The sequence below is a fragment of the Microbacterium marinum genome, from assembly GCF_014204835.1.
GTDB classification, from domain to species: Bacteria; Actinomycetota; Actinomycetes; order Actinomycetales; family Microbacteriaceae; genus Microbacterium; species Microbacterium marinum.
In genome coordinates this window covers 3,004,192-3,020,598 of sequence record NZ_JACHMD010000001.1, presented here as the reverse complement: position 1 = coordinate 3,020,598, position 16,407 = coordinate 3,004,192, and the positions used below count along the sequence as shown (strand labels likewise).

Below are 16,407 nucleotides of genomic sequence, written 5' to 3'. Positions count from 1 at the left end.
ACTTCTTGATCGCGACCGCCCGTCGTGGGAGTACCGCGGCCGCGGGTCGCGAGATGAAGGCGCCATCCGTCGTCAGGACGTGCGCGACCGGGACGCCTGCTTGACCTTCTCGTACGCGGCCAGCGCGTCCTTCCGGGTCGCGCCGAGGTCGACGATCGGCTGCGGAGGCTGCCCGTCCTCCGCGCGGTACTCCGGCGCCCACTCGCCGACGTAGTGTCCTTCGGCGTCGAACTTCTTCGCCTGCAGCTCGGGATTGAAGATCCGGAAATAGGGTGCCGCGTCGGCGCCCGACCCGGCGACCCACTGCCAGTTGAACGGGTTGTTCGCCGCGTCGGCGTCGACGAGGGTGTCCCAGAACCACTCCTCTCCGCGCCGCCAGTCGATCATGAGGTTCTTGATGAGGAAGGATGCCGTGATCATCCGCACCCGGTTGTGCATGTAGCCGGTGCGCCAGAGCTCCCGCATCCCGGCATCCACGATCGGGAAGCCCGTCCGGCCCCGTTGCCAGGCGCGGAGCGCGGCGGGGCTCAGCCGCGGCCACGGGAAGGCGTCGAACTCGCTGCGCAGGTTCTTCGTCGCGAGGTCGGGGAAGTGGAAGAGCGTGTGCCACGCGAACTCGCGCCAGCCGAGTTCGGAGAGGAACCCGCTGGAGTCGCCGGATTCGATGCTCGCGTGCCAGATCGTGTGCGGGCTGAGCTCACCCCAGCGCAGACGCGGGGAGAGCAGCGAGGTCGCCCCGGCGCTGGGGCGGTCGCGTGCCCGATCGTACGAGTCGACGTCATCTCGCAGGAACTCGCGGAGGCGGCGGCGAGCGGCCGGCTCCCCGGGCTCCCACGTCTCGCGCAAGCCTTCCGCCCAGTCGGGTTCGGTGGGCAGCAGGTCCCAATCGGCGAGGTCATCGGATGCCGGGGTCCGGCTTGGGCCCTGGATCTTGCGCGGCTCGGGGAGCGGTGAGCGCGGGGCGGGCTGGGCGAGGCAGGCCCGCCAGAACGGGCTGTAGACGGAGAAGTGGGTACCGGCTCCCGTCGTGATCGTCCACGGCTCGAACAGGAGCGAGCCCGCGAAGGAGCGGACCTCGATGCCGTCGTCTCGGAGCGACTGCTTCAGGCCGGCGTCGATGTCGCGCTCGGGCCCGCCGTATCGCCGGTTCCAGAAGACGGCGCCGGCGCCCAGGTCCGCGGCGGTCTCGCGGACGATCCGGTCTGCGGGACCTCGGCGGAGAATGAGGCGACCGCCGCGTTCGCGCAGCCGCTCCTCGAGCGAGGCGAGTGAGTGGTGGAGCCACCACCGGGCTGCCCCGCCGAGGGGACGGATGTCGCGGGACTCCTCGTCCAGGACGTACAGCCCGACGATCGGCTCGTCACGGTCGATCGCCGCGCGCAGCGCGGGGTGGTCGGCGAGCCGGAGGTCGTCGCGGAACCAGACGATCGAAGGAGACGGCATCCCCTCATCCTGGCCAGCGGCACCCGCTGGCGCCGCCCCTTGACGGATGCCGACGGATCGGTCAGGCGGTGATGCGGTGGCCGCGCGGCACGGCGAGGGTGAGGGCGCCGGCGGCGACACGGACGGCGACGTGGGTGGCCTCGCCGAACTCGTCGCCGTCGAGCTGGACCGGGTGGGCCTCTTCGGCAGCCAGGTCGATCCCTGTGCCCTTCGTGTAACGGACGGAGTTGTCGGCGGTGCGGAGCGAGAGGATCCGGCGCCCCGCGCGGAACTTGCGGAGCACGCTGTTGTCCCACGCCAGACGTCGCCACACGAGTAGCCACCCGAACGCGCTCCGCGGCTGCAGGATCGCGATGTCGAGTTCGCCGTCGGTGATCGAGGCTTCGGGGATCAGCTCCAGGCCCGCGGGCAGCGACCCGCAGTTCGCGAACAGCACGCTCTGCACATTCGCCCGGTGCAGACGATGCTGCGGCACCTGGTACATCACCGGGAAGGGCTTCGCCTGCGCGAGCGAGCGGGCGGCGCCGTCGACGTAGGCGACCCAGCCCACCTTCTTCTTCAGGTCGCTACGGGTGTTCGCGATCATCGCGGCATCCAGCCCCATCCCGCCCATGACGACGAACGCGTGCTCGCCCGTTTCGCCGTCGGGTCGGCGGATGCGGGCGAGGCCCACGTCGATCGCGATCGTGTCGCCGTCGAAGGTGGCCGCGACCATCGCCTCCGTGTCATCGAGGGGCAGGCGGAGGTTCCGGGCCAGCAGGTTGCCGGTTCCGCTCGGGACGATCGTCAGCGGCACCTTCTTCCCCGTCATCGCCTCGCTCACCGCACGCACGGTGCCGTCACCGCCGGCGACCAGCACCGCGTTCACTCCCTCGTCGAGGGCCTGGCGCGTGACGTCGTCACCGAGGTCGTCGACGGTGGTCTCGTAGAAGAGGGGCTCCGACCATCCGGCATCCTTCGCGAGGGATGCCACGAGCTCGCGCAGTTCGTCGCCGTCGACCTTGGTCGGGTTGTAGACCAGCGCCGCCTTCGGGTTCGGTCTGCCCGGCTCGTCGTCCATCGGCTCGGGCTGCCCCGACTCGTCGACCCGGCGGGCTTCGCCCGTCTCGCCGTCGGTGGTGTCGGGGGAGACGTCGCCCGGTTCGCGGATGACGTCGCCCTCCTCGGTCGGGTCGTGCTCGTCGTCGGGGCCGGTCGTCGTGCCCTGGTCGGTCGCCATGCGTACAGAGTAATGATCGCGATCGATCGGTCCGCGCCCCTTGCGCGACGGCGCGAGAGCGCCCATGGGTCTGAGAGTCCGTGCGGAGGCCGCGACTAGACTCGGGATGTGATCGATCTCGCTCTCCTCCGTGACGACCCCGCTCTCGTGAAGCGCTCGCAGGAGGCGCGCGGCGAATCCCCCGACACCGTCGACGCCGCCCTCGAAGCCGACCGCGAACGCCGTGCCGCGATCGCGTCGTTCGAAGAGCTTCGCGCGGCGCAGAACGCCCACGGCAAGACCGTCGCCAAGGCTCCCAAGGAGGAGAAGGCGGCCCTCGTCGCCCAGGCCAAGGAACTCAGTGATCGGGTGAAGGCGGCGCAGCAGGCAGTCGCTGCAGCCGAGGATGCCGCGACGGCTGCGCTCGCGAAGATCGAGAACATCGTGCTCGACGGTGTGCCCGCCGGCGGTGAGGCAGACTTCGTGACGCTTCGCACCCACGGCGAGCCGGTCGCGTTCGACTTCGAACCGCGCGATCACCTCGCGATCGGCGAACTGCTCGGAGCCATCGACATGGAGCGGGGTGCGAAGGTGTCGGGGGCGCGCTTCAGCTTCCTGACCGGAATCGGCGCACGACTCGAACTGGCGCTCATGAACCTCGGCATGGAGCGTGCGCTCGCCGCGGGCTTCATCCCGATGATCCCGCCGACCCTCGTGCGTCCGGAGGTCATGCGCGGCACCGGATTCCTCGGGCAGCACGCCGACGAGGTGTACCACCTCGACGACGACGACCTCTACCTCGTCGGGACCAGCGAGGTGCCCCTCGCCGGGTACCACATGGACGAGATCCTCGACCTCGAGGCGGGCGCGAAGCGCTACGCGGGCTGGTCGACCTGCTACCGGCGCGAAGCCGGCTCGCACGGCAAGGACACCCGCGGCATCATCCGGGTGCATCAGTTCAACAAGCTGGAGATGTTCGTCTACACGACGCCGGAAGACGCCGAAGCCGAACACGAGCGTCTCGTCGAGATGCAGGAGCGGATGCTGCAGGACCTCGGCCTCGCGTACCGCGTCATCGACGTGGCCGCCGGCGATCTGGGCTCCTCCGCAGCGCGGAAGTACGACGTCGAGGCGTGGGTCCCGACCCAGGGCGCCTACCGGGAGCTCACGTCGACCTCGAACTGCACCACCTATCAGGCGCGCCGTCTCGACATCCGTCACCGACCGGCGGTCGAGGGCGGGGGCGCCCGCACGGCTCCGGTCGCAACGCTCAACGGCACGCTCGCGACCACCCGCTGGATCGTCGCCCTCCTGGAGACCCACCAGCGCGCCGACGGCTCGGTCGTCATCCCCGAGGTCCTCCGCCCGTACCTGGGCGGCCTCGAGGTGGCGGAGCCCGTCGCGTGAGCCCGGAGACGGAGCCCGCCGCGGGCGAGGTCGAGGTCGTCGAGCCGGGTGAGGCCGCGGACGTCGTCGACGAGATGGCCGAGGATGCCGCGGCATCCCCTCGCGAACGACTCCTGATCGCGCTCGACATCGACGGCACCGTCCTCCTCGAAGACGAGTCGTACAGTCCCGGCGTGGTCGACGCGGTCGCCGACGCCCAGAACGCTGGTCACGAGGTCATGCTCGCGACGGGGCGCTCGTGGGAGGGCACCCGCCACATCCTCGCGCACCTCGCGATCACGCCCGAGTACGCCGTGTGCTCCAACGGCGCGGTGATCCTGAAGCGCGTGGGAGACGGCCCCGAGTACGAGCGCTTCCACACCGAGCAGTTCGACGCGACGGAGGTGCTGCGGCTGCTGCGTGACCACCTTCCCGACGCCCACTACATGGTCGAGCTGCCCGACGGCCGGCGCCTCTACACCGACCAGATGGACGACTGGAACCTCGCGCGCGCCGACCGCGTCCCGTTCGAGGAGCTGTCCGCGCAGCCGGTCTCGCGCGTGGTCGTCGTCTCCGAAGACGACACCGACCACGACTTCGTCGAGCTCGTCTCCCGCATCGGCCTCAACGAGGTCTCCTACGCCGTCGGGTGGTCGGCATGGCTCGACATCGCCCCGCAGGGCGTCGACAAGGCGACGGCCCTCGAGAAGGTGCGCGACTGGCTCGGGGTGCCCGCGGCATCCGTCATCGTCATCGGCGACGGTCGCAACGACATCGGCATGTTCCGCTGGGCCCGTGCGCACGGCGGCCGGGCGATCGCGATGGGGCAGGGGCCGGAAGAGGTCCGCATCGAGGCGTCCGAGTCGACAGCCTCGGTCACCGAAGGCGGCGTCACCGCGATCCTTCGCGGACTCTGACGCCCGGTTCGTCTTTCAGCGGCTGTCCAGGCGTTCCCGCGAGAATGGGTGCTGTTCTGGGGTCGGCTAGACTCGACGCCGTTCGTCGTGCGCCGTGAGGCGCCGTCGGGAGGGTTGTCCGAGCGGCCGAAGGATCCGGTCTTGAAAACCGGTGGGCAGCAATGTCCCGTGGGTTCGAATCCCACACCCTCCGCAGTGTCTGAAAGGTGATCCGTGAGCGCACAGCCCGAGGCGAAGGCGTCGAAGTTCCGACGCCAGCCCGTTGCCCGTCACGGTGTGCTGTCCTCGCCGAACCCGCTCGTGCAGGTGCTGACGATCCTCGGGGCGATGCTCGCCGTCGTGGTCGTCAGCGTCGGCGCGGTCGGCGCGTTCTATGTGTGGGATGCCGCGCGGGCCCTGGGTGACAGCGGTGTCTCGATCGGTGATGACGGCGAACTGCCGCCTCACATCGGCGAGATCGAGGGCGGCGTCAACATGCTCGTCGTCGGAACCGACTCGTGCGAGGGCCAGGACCTCAAGCTCTTCCCGCGCTGCGCCGACGACGACGGCGGTGAGCGTAACGACGTCACCATGCTCGTCCACATCAGTGACGAGCCCCGCCGTGTGACGGTCGTCTCCTTCCCCCGCGACATGATCGTGCCGATCCCGTCGTGCGAAGACCCCGAGACGGGCGGCTCGTATTCCGCGATGAGCGCCCAGATGATCAACGCGTCGTACATGTACGGCGGCCTCGGGTGCACCGTCTCGACCGTGGAAGAACTCACCCGGATCGACATCCAGTTCGCGGCATCCATTCGATGGACCGGTGTGATCAACATGTCCGACGCCATCGGCGGCGTCGACGTCTGCGTCAGCAGTGACATCTCCGACCGGCACACCGGCCTCTCGCTGAAGGCGGGCGAGAACACCCTGGTCGGTGCCGAAGCCCTGCAGTTCCTCCGCATCCGTCACGGAATCGGAGACGGATCCGACCTCGGCCGCATCTCGAACCAGCAGCAGTTCATGAGCTCCCTGGTGCGCAAGCTCCAGTCCGGCGAGGTGCTGTCGAACTACTCGACGCTCCTGAACCTCGCGAACACCGCCGTGCGCCAGGTGAACGAGAAGCAGCTCGTGCTCAGCGAATCGCTCACCAACCCGCAGCGGATGGTGCAGATCGCGATGGCAGTGGCCGATGTGCCCTACGAGGACATCGTGTTCGTGCAGTACCCGACCGTGTACGCGCCCGGTGGTGGCCGTGTGCTGCCGGTGACCTCGGCGGCGGACGTGCTCTTCACCGCACTCGAAGAGAACAAGCCGATCCGCGTGACCGGCAACGCGAGTGGCGGCAACGGTGTCGAGGTCGTCGGCGAGGCCGAGAAGCCGACGCCCACCGAGACCAGCACGCCGGCCCCCACGGAGAGCGCAGAGGCGCCGTCATCGGAGGCTCCGGACGCGGGTGAGACGCCCGACGCCGAGGAGACCCCCACGCCGACCGAGACGGGCGAGGCCGTCGACCTGCCGTCGGAGATCACGGGTCAGTCCGCCAACCAGGTCACCTGCACCGTCGCGGAGCAGTGATCGCCGGTTCGGCGTCACCGCGTCGAACGGTTATGCTTGCGGGGTGCATCCGCGCGTCGGATGCCTGGAGACGTCGCATAGTCAGGCCTAGTGCACCACCCTGCTAAGGTGGAGTCCCCTCACGGGGACCGAGGGTTCAAATCCCTCCGTCTCCGCCATTAATGCCCCGGCCCTCCCTTGGAAACACTGGGATCGCGGGCCATGGCTTTCGCATAGAGTTCGGTTTTGCGTAGGGATTGTGTAAGACCGTGGAGTCAGAGCTTTGTGCGAAGTCTCTGACTCGCCCCGGCGCGTCCGGAGACATGATTCCTTGGATGGATCTGTCTCATGGGACGTCCCTGTAAGTATCCGCGCGAGCTTCGTGAGCGCGCAGTCCGTATGGTCGCCGAGCTGCGGCCCGACTATCCGAGCGAGTACGCGGCGATGACCGCGACTGCGCAGATGCTCGGCATCGGGTCCCCGGAGACGATCCGGACCTGGATCCGCCGCAACCAGGTCGACGCCGGCGAACGGCCCGGCGTCACAACCGAGGCCGCGGAGGCGATCAAGCGACTCAAGCGGGAGAACGCCGAACTACGGCGCGCCAACGAGATTCTGAAGGCGGCCTCGGCTTTCTTCGCGGCCGAACTCGACCGGCCACAGAAGCGATAGTCACGTTCATCGAGGACCACAAGGACCGTCGCGACGGTGGTCTGCGGTGGGGTGTCGAGTCGATCTGCGACGTGCTCACGCAGCACGGCGTGAAGATCGCCCCATCGACCTACTACGACGCTCGCGGTTGCGGTCCGTCGCCTCGTGAGGTGTCGGATGAGCGGTGGAAGCCGATCATCCTCGGCACCTGGGAGAAGCAGCGGAAGGTGTTCGGCGCCCGCAAGCTCTGGCTCCGGTTGCGGCGCGACGGGCATGACATCGCCCGCTGCACGGTCGAACGGCTGATGCGGGAGCTCGGGATCGCGGGTGTGGTCCGCGGGAAACGCAAGCGTCCCGTCGACACGGCGCTTCGGGAGAGCAGGCCGGCTGACCTCGTCGCCCGCCACTTCTGGCGGTTCCGCACCTACCAGCTCTGGGTAGCCGATTTCACCTACGTCTGGACGTGGTCCGGATGGGTCTACGTCGCGTTCGTGTTCGACGCGCACTCCCGCCGCATCCTCGGCTGGCGCGCCGCCACGAGCATGACCACCCCGCTTGTGCTCGACTGCCTCGATATGGCGCTGTGGACCCGCCGTCGCGAGGGCGTCGCCGGGTTCGCGGGGCTCACGCACCACACCGACGCAGATGAGATCGTCGCGGCGCTACGGGCGCACGCGTCGCCGGTCGAAGCGGCGGGCCTGGCCAGGTACTTTAAGACAGGTCCGGGTGAGTACGGCGAGGGCGATCGATTCCTCGGCCTGCATCTGAGCACCGTGTCTGCGATCGCGAAGGAGAACCTCGGGCTGCCGGTGGCCGAGCTCGAGCGCCTGCTCGAGAGTCCCTATCACGAGGTGAGGACCACGGCTCTGAGCATCATGCATCAGGAGGCCTCCCGGGCGCGGACCGTCGAGGCCCGGCGTGCCGAGCTCTTCGAGCTGTATCTCCGACGCCATGACCGGATCAACAACTGGGACCTGGTCGATCTCGCCTGCCGATGGGTGGTCGGAGGGTACCTGATGGACAAGCCACGAGACATCCTGTACCGGCTGGCGCGCTCGGCGAATGTCTGGGAACGCCGAACAGCCATGGTGAGCTGCTGGGCCTTCATCCGGGCCGGCCAGGCCCACGACGCCGTGGCGATCGCCGAGATCCTGGTCGACGATCCGCACGACCTCATACGCAAAGCGACGGGCTGGATGCTGCGCTCGATCGGCGAGGTAGACCCGCCAGTCCTGGTGGCATTCCTCGACCGGCACGCTGCCTCGATGCCGCGCACGACTCTGCGCTACGCCATCGAGAAGTTTCCGCGTGACGAGCGCGCGCAGTGGATGAGCGTGAGAGCCAAGCATGCCGGGACGCCCAGAAGCGCGGCGAAAGCGAAGCCGCAACGCGACGCCGCTCCCCTCGTGTGACCGATCCGCAGCCGCGCGCTGTCCACGCCCTCGTCCTACCGGCAGCAGCAGCGTCTATCAGCGCGCCGCGACGATGCCCGGCGGCATGCCCACGCCGATCATCTCCTCGTGCAGCACAAGTGCTGCGGCGCCGAGCGCCGGAGCGTCGCGGACGCTGACGGACGCCTGGACGATCACCGGTGGCCTGCCCCGGCGGCGCGATCGCTCGTCGAGAGCAGTCTGGATGCCGGTGATGAACAGCGACATCGCGCTGCCGAATCCGGTACCGGCCAACACGATCCGCTCCAGATCCAGCATGTCGGTCATGCTCGCGGCCGCGGTTGCGAATGCATTCACCGATGGCGCGAGCGCGGACACCGCGACGGGATCGCCTGCCACTGCCGCAGCGTTGAGGCGTGCGGCACTAACCTGCCGGCCGACCGCGGAGCTGTAGCGGCGCAGTGAAGCAGCCGGTCCTGCCACCGCGACAAGGCACCCTCTGGCTCCGCACGTACAGGAGGGACCGGCGGGGTCGATGAGCATGTGACCGAGGTCGCCCGCGTGACCGTGCGCACCGCGCAGCGTGCGACCCTGCAGCACGGCGCCCACACCGATCGCATCTTCCATGAGGATGACGGCGAAAGCCTCCGAGTCGGCTACGGCCCCGCTCCACCGCTCGCCGATCGCCGCCGCGATCGCCTCGCACTCCGCGACGGCGTCCACGGCGGTGTACTCGACGAGCCGGTCCTGCAGGGGGAAGGATGCCCACGCTTCGAGAAGTTCCTGGGTGTCCGGCGACTGTCTGAACCCGTCGAACGAACCAGGCACGGCGACGCCCGCGCCAACGACGAGATCACGGTCCAGCCCCAGCGAGTCGATGAGGTCCAGAAGGCCTATGGCGAGGCGCTCGATGTACTCGTCAGGATGCGCCCGGCCGATGCCGGCCATGCGCGACCGGCCGACCACGGCTCCCCACATGTTCGACACCACGAGCACGGTCGAGCCGAATCCCAGCTGGATCCCGACGCCGAAGCGCGCGCCCGCGTCGACCTCCAGCAGCACGCGGCGCTTGCCGCCCGTCGATTCCCCCCTTCCGGTCTCGAGGACGAGGCCGTCCTCGAGCAGCCGGCGGACGACATTGGTCATCGTCGCAGCAGTGAGGCCCGTCGCCTCGGCCAGCTCGCCTCGGCTGATCGGGCCGCGTGTGCGGATCGCTTCAAGGATGAGTCCACGCGTGTTCGTACGTTGTGCGCGGACCGCATCGGACGCCTTGATCATGCACTTCCCTTCACGCCTGCCGACGGGGGGGCGACGCTCAGTGTATCGATCGCACACGGCGGTGAGCGCACTGCATGAGTGACTAATTTCACTTGCTTTATAAAGTCCACTAGAGTCGGCCCATATTCCCGACGAGGAGAACCACCATGCATCATGACCTGGCCACCGGCTGGACTGTCCGTCTCGTCACGGGCGAGGCACCGGATGACCTGGCGAGCCGCCTGGATGCCGTGCCGGCCGAAGTCCCCGGAGTGGTGCACACCGATCTGCTCGCGGCCGGGCTCATCACGGATCCTTTCGTCGACGACGCCGAGGCATCGCTGCGCTGGATCGGCGAGAGCGATTGGGAGTACCGCACGAGCTTCGACTGGTCCGACACGGGCGACACCCGCGTCGACCTCGTCGCAGAGGGTCTCGACACCGTCGCCCACGTCGAGCTCAACGGCGTCACCGTTGCTCGCACCGTCAACCAGCACCGCAGCTATCGGCTCCCCGTCGCAGAGCTGCTGCGCCCAGGCTGCAATGACATCGTGATCACGTTCCGCTCACCGTATGCCTACGCACGCGAGCAGGAGGATCTGCTCGGCAAGCGTCCGCACTCGTACGAGAACCCCTTCAACGCCATGCGCAAGGCCGCATGCAACTTCGGCTGGGACTGGGGTCCCGACCTCGCCTCGGTCGGGATCTGGAAGCCGATCGGCATCCACTCCTGGTCCGGCGCGCGGATCGCCGCGGTGCGTCCCCTTGTCGACGTCATCGACGGGGTGCCGACCGTGACCGTCCATGTCGACGTCGAGTGGGCTGACACCGAGCCCGCAGCCGGCGCGGAGCTCGCGGTCGAGGTGGCGGGTCAGACGGCGCTCGTGGCCCTCGGCCCCGGGCAGACCTCTGCATCCACAACGATCGACGCGCCCGGCGCCGCCCTGTGGTGGCCGCGTGGCTACGGCGAGCAGACCCGTCACGAGCTCGACGTGCGCCTGCTGAGCGAAACAGGCGACGAGCTGTCCCATTGGACCCGCCGGATCGGGTTCCGCAGCGTCGAGATCGACGTCGCGCCCGACGAGCAGGGCAGCGCGTTCCGCATCATCGTCAACGGTGAGGACGTCTACATCCGCGGCGCGAACTGGATCCCGGACGACGTGTTCTTCCCGCGCATCACTCGCGACACGCTGCAGAAGAGCATCACCGATGCCCTCGAGTCGAACATGAACATGCTGCGGGTCTGGGGAGGGGGCATCTACGAGTCGGAGGACTTCTACGATCTCTGCGACGAGAACGGCATCCTCGTCTGGCAGGACTTCCTGCTCGCCTGCGCAGCCTATGCGGAGGACGACGCGCTGTGGTCGGAGTTCGAAGCCGAGGCCGTCGAGGCCGTGACCCGACTCACCGCGCATCCGAGTCTCGTGGTGTGGAACGGCGGCAATGAGAACATCTGGGGCTACATCGATTGGAACTGGCGCTCGCAGCTGGGTGCCATGACCTGGGGCGAGGGGTATTACATCGATCTGTTTCCTCGCATCGTCCGGCAGCTCGCGCCGAACACGCCCTACTCCGAGGGCAGCCCGTTCTCGTTCAGCCGCTACGTGCACCCCAACGACGATGCGCACGGCACCATGCACATCTGGGACGTGTGGAACCGCGTCGACTACACCCACTATCGCGACTACCGGCCGCGGTTCGTGTCGGAGTTCGGCTTCCAGGGGCCGCCCGCCTGGTCAACCCTGGAGTACGCCGTACACGACGAGCCGCGCGATCCTTTCGGTCCGAACATGCTCGTGCATCAGAAGGCCGATGACGGCAACGGCAAGCTGCAGCGCGGCCTCGGCGAGCACCTGCCGCAGCCGGACTCTTACGAGGACTGGCACTGGACGATGCAGCTGAATCAGGCGCGGGCGGTGGCCTACGGTATCGAGCATTTCCGGTCGCTGTTCCCGTTGAACCGCGGATCGATCGTCTGGCAGCTGAACGACTGCTGGCCCGTCGTGTCCTGGGCGGCCGTCGACAGCATGCGCCATCGCAAGCCGCTCTGGCACGCGCTCCGACGCGTCTACGCCGACCGGCTGCTGACGATTCAGCCCCGCGAAGGGGCTCTGGTTGCGGTGCTGCACAACGACGCCGCGGAAGCCCTGTCGACGACCGTGACACTGACACGCCGCTCGCTCCTCGGCGAGATACTCGCCCAGGAGCGAATGCCCGTCGAGGTCGATGCCCGCAGCGCGACAGTGATCACCGTTCCCGCATCCATCGCATCCGTCGCCGACTCTTCCGCCGAGTTCGCCGCCGTGATCGCAGACAGTGGCGAGCGGGCATTCTGGTATTTCGCCGAAGACCCTGCACTCCTTCTGCAGTCGGACGCCGTCGCTGCGTCCGCGACAGAGGTGCCTGGCGGGTACGCGGTCCGCGTCGAGGCTCGGAGTCTGGTCAAGGATCTGACGGTCCTCGCCGACAAAGTGGATGCCGGGGCCCGGGCCCAAGACGGGCTGCTCACACTGCTGCCGGGCGAGGTCGCGGAGATCCGGGTTCAGGCCCGGCCCGGCCTGGAACCCGCGGCGTTCACGGATCCGAGGGTGCTGCGCTCGGCGAACGATCTCTGCGATCCGCGGAATGCGTGATACTGCTGAGCATGATCACGAGGACGAGGAGCGCCGCTGACCGGGAGCGGACGGCGGTCGGGCTCGTGCTGCGCCGGTCGGTGAGGACGCTGGGGATCGAGGCCTTCTACAACGACTTCATGGCAGGCCTCGAAGACGTGCTCACTGCGCACGACTGGGCACTCATCCTGCAGGTCGTGCCCGATATGTCATCTGAACTCGATGCCTATCACCGCTGGCACGAAAGCGGCCGGGTCAGCGCGGTCCTGCTGGTCGACGTGCTCGTCCCAGACGACCCGCGGCTGGAGCTCGTCGACGAACTCGGTTTCACAGCTCTGGCGCTTGCACATCCCGACGACGCCGGTGGCCATGCCGTGTTGTGGACTGACGAGTCTGCGGTGATTCAGGGGGCCGTCGACCACCTCGTCGCGCTTGGCCACCGGCGCATCGGCAGAGTCGCCGGTCCCGCCGGATTTTCGCATACCCAAAGAAGGACGGCGGCGTTTCTTTCAGCCGTGGTCGACGCGGGCGGCTCACCGTCGGTGGTCAGTGCCGACTTCTCGCGGGAGGGCGGTGCGGCCGCCGTCAACGAGTTGCTGGACGTCGACGGCGCCCCGACGGCGATCACGTTCGACAACGATGTGATGGCCGCAGGTGCCGTCGAGGGTCTCACCGCGCGCGGCGTACGCATCCCCGAAAATGTCGCCGTGCTGGCCGGCGACGATTCCGTGCTCTGCCGCATCACCCGCCCGCCGCTGACTGCCATGAGCCGTGACATCCATGCATTCGGCCAACTGTCTGCCCGGACCCTGCTGCGGCTCGCCGAAGGCGGAGCGCGCACCGTCATCGAGGCTGACCCCCCGGTGCTGATCGTCCGCGATTCCACCGCGGTACCGCGCTGATCGTCACCCGGATATGCGAGAGGGCGCACCTTCCGGGGGCCCTCTCGGACTCTGTGCGTCAGCCTTGGAAGGCGTCCTCCATCCGCTTCAGCAGATCCTCTGGACACGCGGGATCTTCTCGAGGACTTCTTCTCGAAGATCGGTCAGGTGAGCTGACGGCTCTCTTCGACGACCGCCGCCTCGAACACGAACTCGCGCGCCGCCTCGGCGATCGCCGCGTGACCCTCAGGGCTGGGGTGGACACCGTCCTCTGTGAGACGGGGCCGCCACAGCCCGGGCTCGGCCTCGACGGCTGCGGCGAGATCGAACACGGCGTCGAGCGGGGCGGGAACGGTCCGCAGCCAGTCGTTGATGATGAGGCGGGTGTCATTGCCGTGATCGAGCCGCTGCCCCTCGAGCGTGTGCCAGCCGTCGATGCTCGTCGTCGCGGGCGGCACCGTGGTCGCGATCAGGCGCGGCGCAACGGTGGCCAGCACGCCCCAGTGATTTAGCATCCGCTCTCGCACCTCCTCGACCCCCGGCCCCCCGCAACGGATGTCATTCGTGCCGAGCGCCGTGATCACGGCGGTCGGCAACGACCACTGCACCTGCGCCAGCCGCAGCGCCAGCTGCGCCGGTGTCATGCTGTTCTCGAGACGCGCGCCGCTGACCGAGATGTTCATCACATCGCTGCGTCCGTCGAACCGGCGGCGCACCCAGCCGAAGTGCTCGGCGCCGCCTCGGCGGTCGCCGAAGCCGACCCCGTTCGAGTCGCCCACCACGAGCAGCAGCGACCCTGCAGTCGGTCCCTCGGCGAGCAGCTGCCACGGCCCGTATCCGTAGACGGATGCCGTGGGCACGGCCCGGCCGCGAAGGTCTCCCACCGCGACCCCTTCCCCCGAGGAGGCGTCTGTGCTCGAACCGAGCGGGAACCGCCCGCCTCGCGCCACTGAGACGACCGTGCAGGTCGACAGTCGCATCCGATCCGTCCCCACACCGCCGTGCGGATCGAGCGGCACGGGGTCGGACAGCACGGTCTCTCCTGGTTCGATCCTGACGTGATCGCGTCCGTCGAACGTCACCGGCAGGATGCCGCCCGCCCGCACCTCGGCACGGACCCGGATCGGGTCGGTACCGGGCAGGCTGTCGCCGTCGGTGTCGTACCAGTTCGCGAAGACGAGCCGGATGCTGTCGGCGGGCCTCAGCAGCTCGTGCGTGAACAGCGTGCTGAGGGTCTGCGTCGTGCCGTCCGAGAGGTTGCGGCCGTCACCCACGCGCACCGGCTGGTGCGTCGTGGACGCGATGGGGACGAGCGCGCTCATCCCTTCAGTCCGCCGGCGAAGCCGTGGATGATGTGCCGCTGCAGGAAGAAGTAGACGATGAGCACCGGCAGCGCCGCGATCACCATGCCGGCGAAGATCAGGCCCCACTCACTGGCGAACTCGCCCTGGAACGAGAACACGGCGACAGGCAGCGTGCGGTTCGCCGAACCGGACACGTACAGCAGCGGAGTGAGGAAGTCGTTCCAGATGTTGATCGCGTTGACGATGATCACGGTGCCGGTGACCGGCCGCAGCAGCGGGAACACGACATGCCAGAACGAGCGCCACCAGCCGGCACCGTCGATGCGCGCCGCCTCTTCGTATGTCGACGACTGGGCCCGCAGGAACCCGGTGTACAGGAACACCGTCAGGGGCATCATCGACCCCGCGTAGAAAATGATCAGCGACCAATAGCTCTGCAGCAGACCGGCGTCGCGCATCAGGTTGTACAGCGGCACCATGCCGAGCTGGCCGGGGATCATCAGGCCGAGCATGAACAGCATCAGCTTCGGCGTGCTGGTGCGGCGGTTGCCGCGTGCGATGGCGTACCCCGCCATTGCGCCGACGATCACGACGAGGGTGATGCTGACGCTCGTGATGAGCGCGCTGTTCAGCAGCGCCCGGCCGAGGTTCGCCTGTGACCACGCCGTGGCGTAGTTGTCGAGGAACAGCCCCTTGGGCAGGGCGACCGACGACTCGGCGATCTCGACCGGCGTCTTGAACGACATCGTCAGCATGATGTACAGCGGGAACAGGTACGCCACGGTCACCAGGACCATGACCACTTCGAGCAGCGGACGACCGTAGCCGTGTCGGATCCGCCGTCTGCGGGGCGCAGCCTCGCTCTTCGGGACAGTGAGGGTCATGGTACTCAAGCCTCCTGCTCCCCTCGGCGGGTCATGCTCATCTGCACGAAGACGATGGCTGCGACGATCATGGTCAGTACGAGGGCGATGGCCGAGCCGTAGCCCTGCTTGCCGTACACGAACGCCTCCTGGTACATGATGAGCGACAGCGTCTGGGTCGATACCCCGGGGCCGCCGCCGGTCATCACGAAGATCTGATCGAACAGCTTGAGCGACGAAGTCATGGTGAGCACGGTGGCGATCGTGGTCGCCTGGCCCAGCAGCGGGCGGGTGATGCTCCAGAACCTGCGCATCGGCCCCGCGCCGTCGACAGCGGCGGCTTCGTAGAGCTCGTCGGGGATGCCCTGCAGTCCGGCGAGGTAGATCACCATCGACATGCCGACGTGATGCCAGATGACGCTGCCGATGATCGACCACAGGGCGATGTTCGCGTCACCGAGCCAGCTGGCCTTGAAATCACCCAATCCCAGGAAGTCCATCGCGGAGTCGAGCGGACCGTTCGGCGTGTAGATGTACTGCCACAGCAGACCGGTGATGATCGGGGGCAGCATCATCGGGGCGAAGAAGATGGTGCGCAGCAGGTTGCGTCCGCGGATGGCGCTGTTCAGCGCGACCGCCAGCAGCAGACCCAGCGTGGTCTGCACGATCGTGAGGGTGACGGCGATCGTGAGCGTGTTCAGCAGCGCGGCGCGAGCGGCCTCGTTCTGCAGGATGGTGACGAAGTTCTCGAAACCGACCCAGTCGCCGCCGCGCAGCGTTCTGGCGTCGGTGAAGGCGAGCACGCTGCCCGCGACGCTCGGGTACAGCACGACGACGATGTAGAAGATGAGGGCCGGCAGCAGAAACCACTGCGGCACCCGGTTGAGGCGGAACACCCGGTTCTGCTTGCGGGCAGGTCGCTCCGAGGAGCCCTGCGCCTCCGCAGGGCTCCTCGGGATGGCGGTCAT

Annotated in this window: 13 protein-coding genes and 2 tRNA genes; 9 read left to right on the top strand and 6 right to left on the bottom strand. The window is 68.2% G+C overall.

The genetic code is table 11. The features are described from left to right. Nucleotides 1-72: 72 nt before the first annotated feature. Nucleotides 73-1,443 carry a cryptochrome/photolyase family protein gene (locus BKA24_RS14910; RefSeq protein ID WP_184219999.1) on the bottom strand — a complete coding sequence of 457 codons (1,371 nt, stop codon included), beginning with the start codon at nt 1,441-1,443 and terminating at the stop codon, nt 73-75. Nucleotides 1,444-1,504: 61 nt separating this feature from the next. Next, the gene (locus BKA24_RS14905) at nt 1,505-2,662 is read right to left on the bottom strand and encodes a diacylglycerol/lipid kinase family protein (protein WP_184219996.1); all 1,158 of its coding nucleotides are present in this window, start codon (nt 2,660-2,662) and stop codon (nt 1,505-1,507) included. A 108-nt stretch (nt 2,663-2,770) separates the two neighbouring features. On the opposite strand from BKA24_RS14905, the gene serS reads away from it, so the two are divergent. The 7 genes from serS to BKA24_RS14870 all read left to right on the top strand — a co-directional run bounded on the left by serS (nt 2,771) and on the right by BKA24_RS14870 (nt 8,543). Continuing rightward, on the top strand, nt 2,771-4,048 hold the full coding sequence (serS, locus tag BKA24_RS14900) for a serine--tRNA ligase (protein ID WP_184219992.1): 1,278 nt from the start codon (nt 2,771-2,773) through the stop codon (nt 4,046-4,048). Between the two features lie 74 nt (nt 4,049-4,122). Continuing rightward, nucleotides 4,123-4,944, top strand: coding sequence for an HAD-IIB family hydrolase (locus tag BKA24_RS14895; RefSeq protein ID WP_184220871.1), 822 nt, complete (start codon nt 4,123-4,125; stop codon nt 4,942-4,944). Between the two features lie 108 nt (nt 4,945-5,052). Next, nucleotides 5,053-5,137, top strand: a tRNA-Ser gene (locus tag BKA24_RS14890). A 20-nt stretch (nt 5,138-5,157) separates the two neighbouring features. Beyond that, entirely contained in the window at nt 5,158-6,501 is a 1,344-nt protein-coding gene (locus tag BKA24_RS14885) for an LCP family glycopolymer transferase (protein ID WP_184219989.1), read from the top strand. Nucleotides 6,502-6,567: 66 nt separating this feature from the next. Beyond that, nucleotides 6,568-6,659: transfer RNA gene (locus BKA24_RS14880), tRNA-Ser, on the top strand. Between the two features lie 169 nt (nt 6,660-6,828). Further along, a complete protein-coding gene (locus tag BKA24_RS14875) occupies nt 6,829-7,152 on the top strand; it encodes a transposase (RefSeq protein WP_343066140.1) in 324 nt (107 codons plus the stop codon). 71 nt (nt 7,153-7,223) lie between these two features. Beyond that, on the top strand, nt 7,224-8,543 hold the full coding sequence (locus BKA24_RS14870) for a DNA alkylation repair protein (protein ID WP_184219984.1): 1,320 nt from the start codon (nt 7,224-7,226) through the stop codon (nt 8,541-8,543). Nucleotides 8,544-8,600: 57 nt separating this feature from the next. Here the strand turns inward: BKA24_RS14870 and BKA24_RS14865 are convergent, their stop codons facing one another. After that, on the bottom strand, nt 8,601-9,800 hold the full coding sequence (locus BKA24_RS14865; RefSeq protein WP_184219981.1) for an ROK family transcriptional regulator: 1,200 nt from the start codon (nt 9,798-9,800) through the stop codon (nt 8,601-8,603). Nucleotides 9,801-9,946: 146 nt separating this feature from the next. Between BKA24_RS14865 and BKA24_RS14860 the strand changes: the two genes are divergently transcribed. Then, the gene (locus tag BKA24_RS14860) at nt 9,947-12,412 is read left to right on the top strand and encodes a glycoside hydrolase family 2 protein (RefSeq protein WP_184219978.1); all 2,466 of its coding nucleotides are present in this window, start codon (nt 9,947-9,949) and stop codon (nt 12,410-12,412) included. Between the two features lie 11 nt (nt 12,413-12,423). Next, nucleotides 12,424-13,293 (top strand): LacI family DNA-binding transcriptional regulator, encoded by an 870-nt coding sequence (locus BKA24_RS14855; protein ID WP_184219975.1) that lies wholly within the window; start codon nt 12,424-12,426, stop codon nt 13,291-13,293. 143 nt (nt 13,294-13,436) lie between these two features. On the opposite strand, the gene BKA24_RS14850 is transcribed toward BKA24_RS14855, so the two are convergent. The 3 genes from BKA24_RS14850 to BKA24_RS14840 are packed head-to-tail and all read right to left on the bottom strand — an operon-like array spanning nt 13,437 to nt 16,407. Beyond that, complete coding sequence (locus BKA24_RS14850; RefSeq protein WP_184219971.1) at nt 13,437-14,594, bottom strand: SGNH/GDSL hydrolase family protein; 1,158 nt, start codon at nt 14,592-14,594, stop codon at nt 13,437-13,439. Then, on the bottom strand, nt 14,591-15,460 hold the full coding sequence (locus tag BKA24_RS14845) for a carbohydrate ABC transporter permease (RefSeq protein ID WP_184219968.1): 870 nt from the start codon (nt 15,458-15,460) through the stop codon (nt 14,591-14,593). The genes BKA24_RS14850 and BKA24_RS14845 overlap by 4 nt, the downstream gene beginning before the upstream one ends. 5 nt (nt 15,461-15,465) lie before the next feature. Further along, nucleotides 15,466-16,407, bottom strand: a complete 942-nt coding sequence (locus BKA24_RS14840) for a carbohydrate ABC transporter permease (protein WP_184219965.1) — start codon at nt 16,405-16,407, stop codon at nt 15,466-15,468.

Bases quoted from the DNA above. Each gene is read 5' to 3' on its own strand.
- BKA24_RS14910 (WP_184219999.1), bottom strand. From the start codon at position 1,443: ATGCCGTCTCCTTCGATCGTCTGGTTCCGCGACGACCTCCGGCTCGCC.
- BKA24_RS14895 (WP_184220871.1), top strand. From the start codon at position 4,123: ATGGCCGAGGATGCCGCGGCATCCCCTCGCGAACGACTCCTGATCGCG.
- BKA24_RS14855 (WP_184219975.1), top strand. From the start codon at position 12,424: ATGATCACGAGGACGAGGAGCGCCGCTGACCGGGAGCGGACGGCGGTC.
- BKA24_RS14865 (WP_184219981.1), bottom strand. From the start codon at position 9,800: ATGATCAAGGCGTCCGATGCGGTCCGCGCACAACGTACGAACACGCGT.
- BKA24_RS14850 (WP_184219971.1), bottom strand. From the start codon at position 14,594: ATGAGCGCGCTCGTCCCCATCGCGTCCACGACGCACCAGCCGGTGCGC.
- BKA24_RS14875 (WP_343066140.1), top strand. From the start codon at position 6,829: ATGGGACGTCCCTGTAAGTATCCGCGCGAGCTTCGTGAGCGCGCAGTC.
- BKA24_RS14845 (WP_184219968.1), bottom strand. From the start codon at position 15,460: ATGACCCTCACTGTCCCGAAGAGCGAGGCTGCGCCCCGCAGACGGCGG.
- BKA24_RS14840 (WP_184219965.1), bottom strand. From the start codon at position 16,407: ATGACCGCCATCCCGAGGAGCCCTGCGGAGGCGCAGGGCTCCTCGGAG.
- BKA24_RS14905 (WP_184219996.1), bottom strand. From the start codon at position 2,662: ATGGCGACCGACCAGGGCACGACGACCGGCCCCGACGACGAGCACGAC.
- BKA24_RS14860 (WP_184219978.1), top strand. From the start codon at position 9,947: ATGCATCATGACCTGGCCACCGGCTGGACTGTCCGTCTCGTCACGGGC.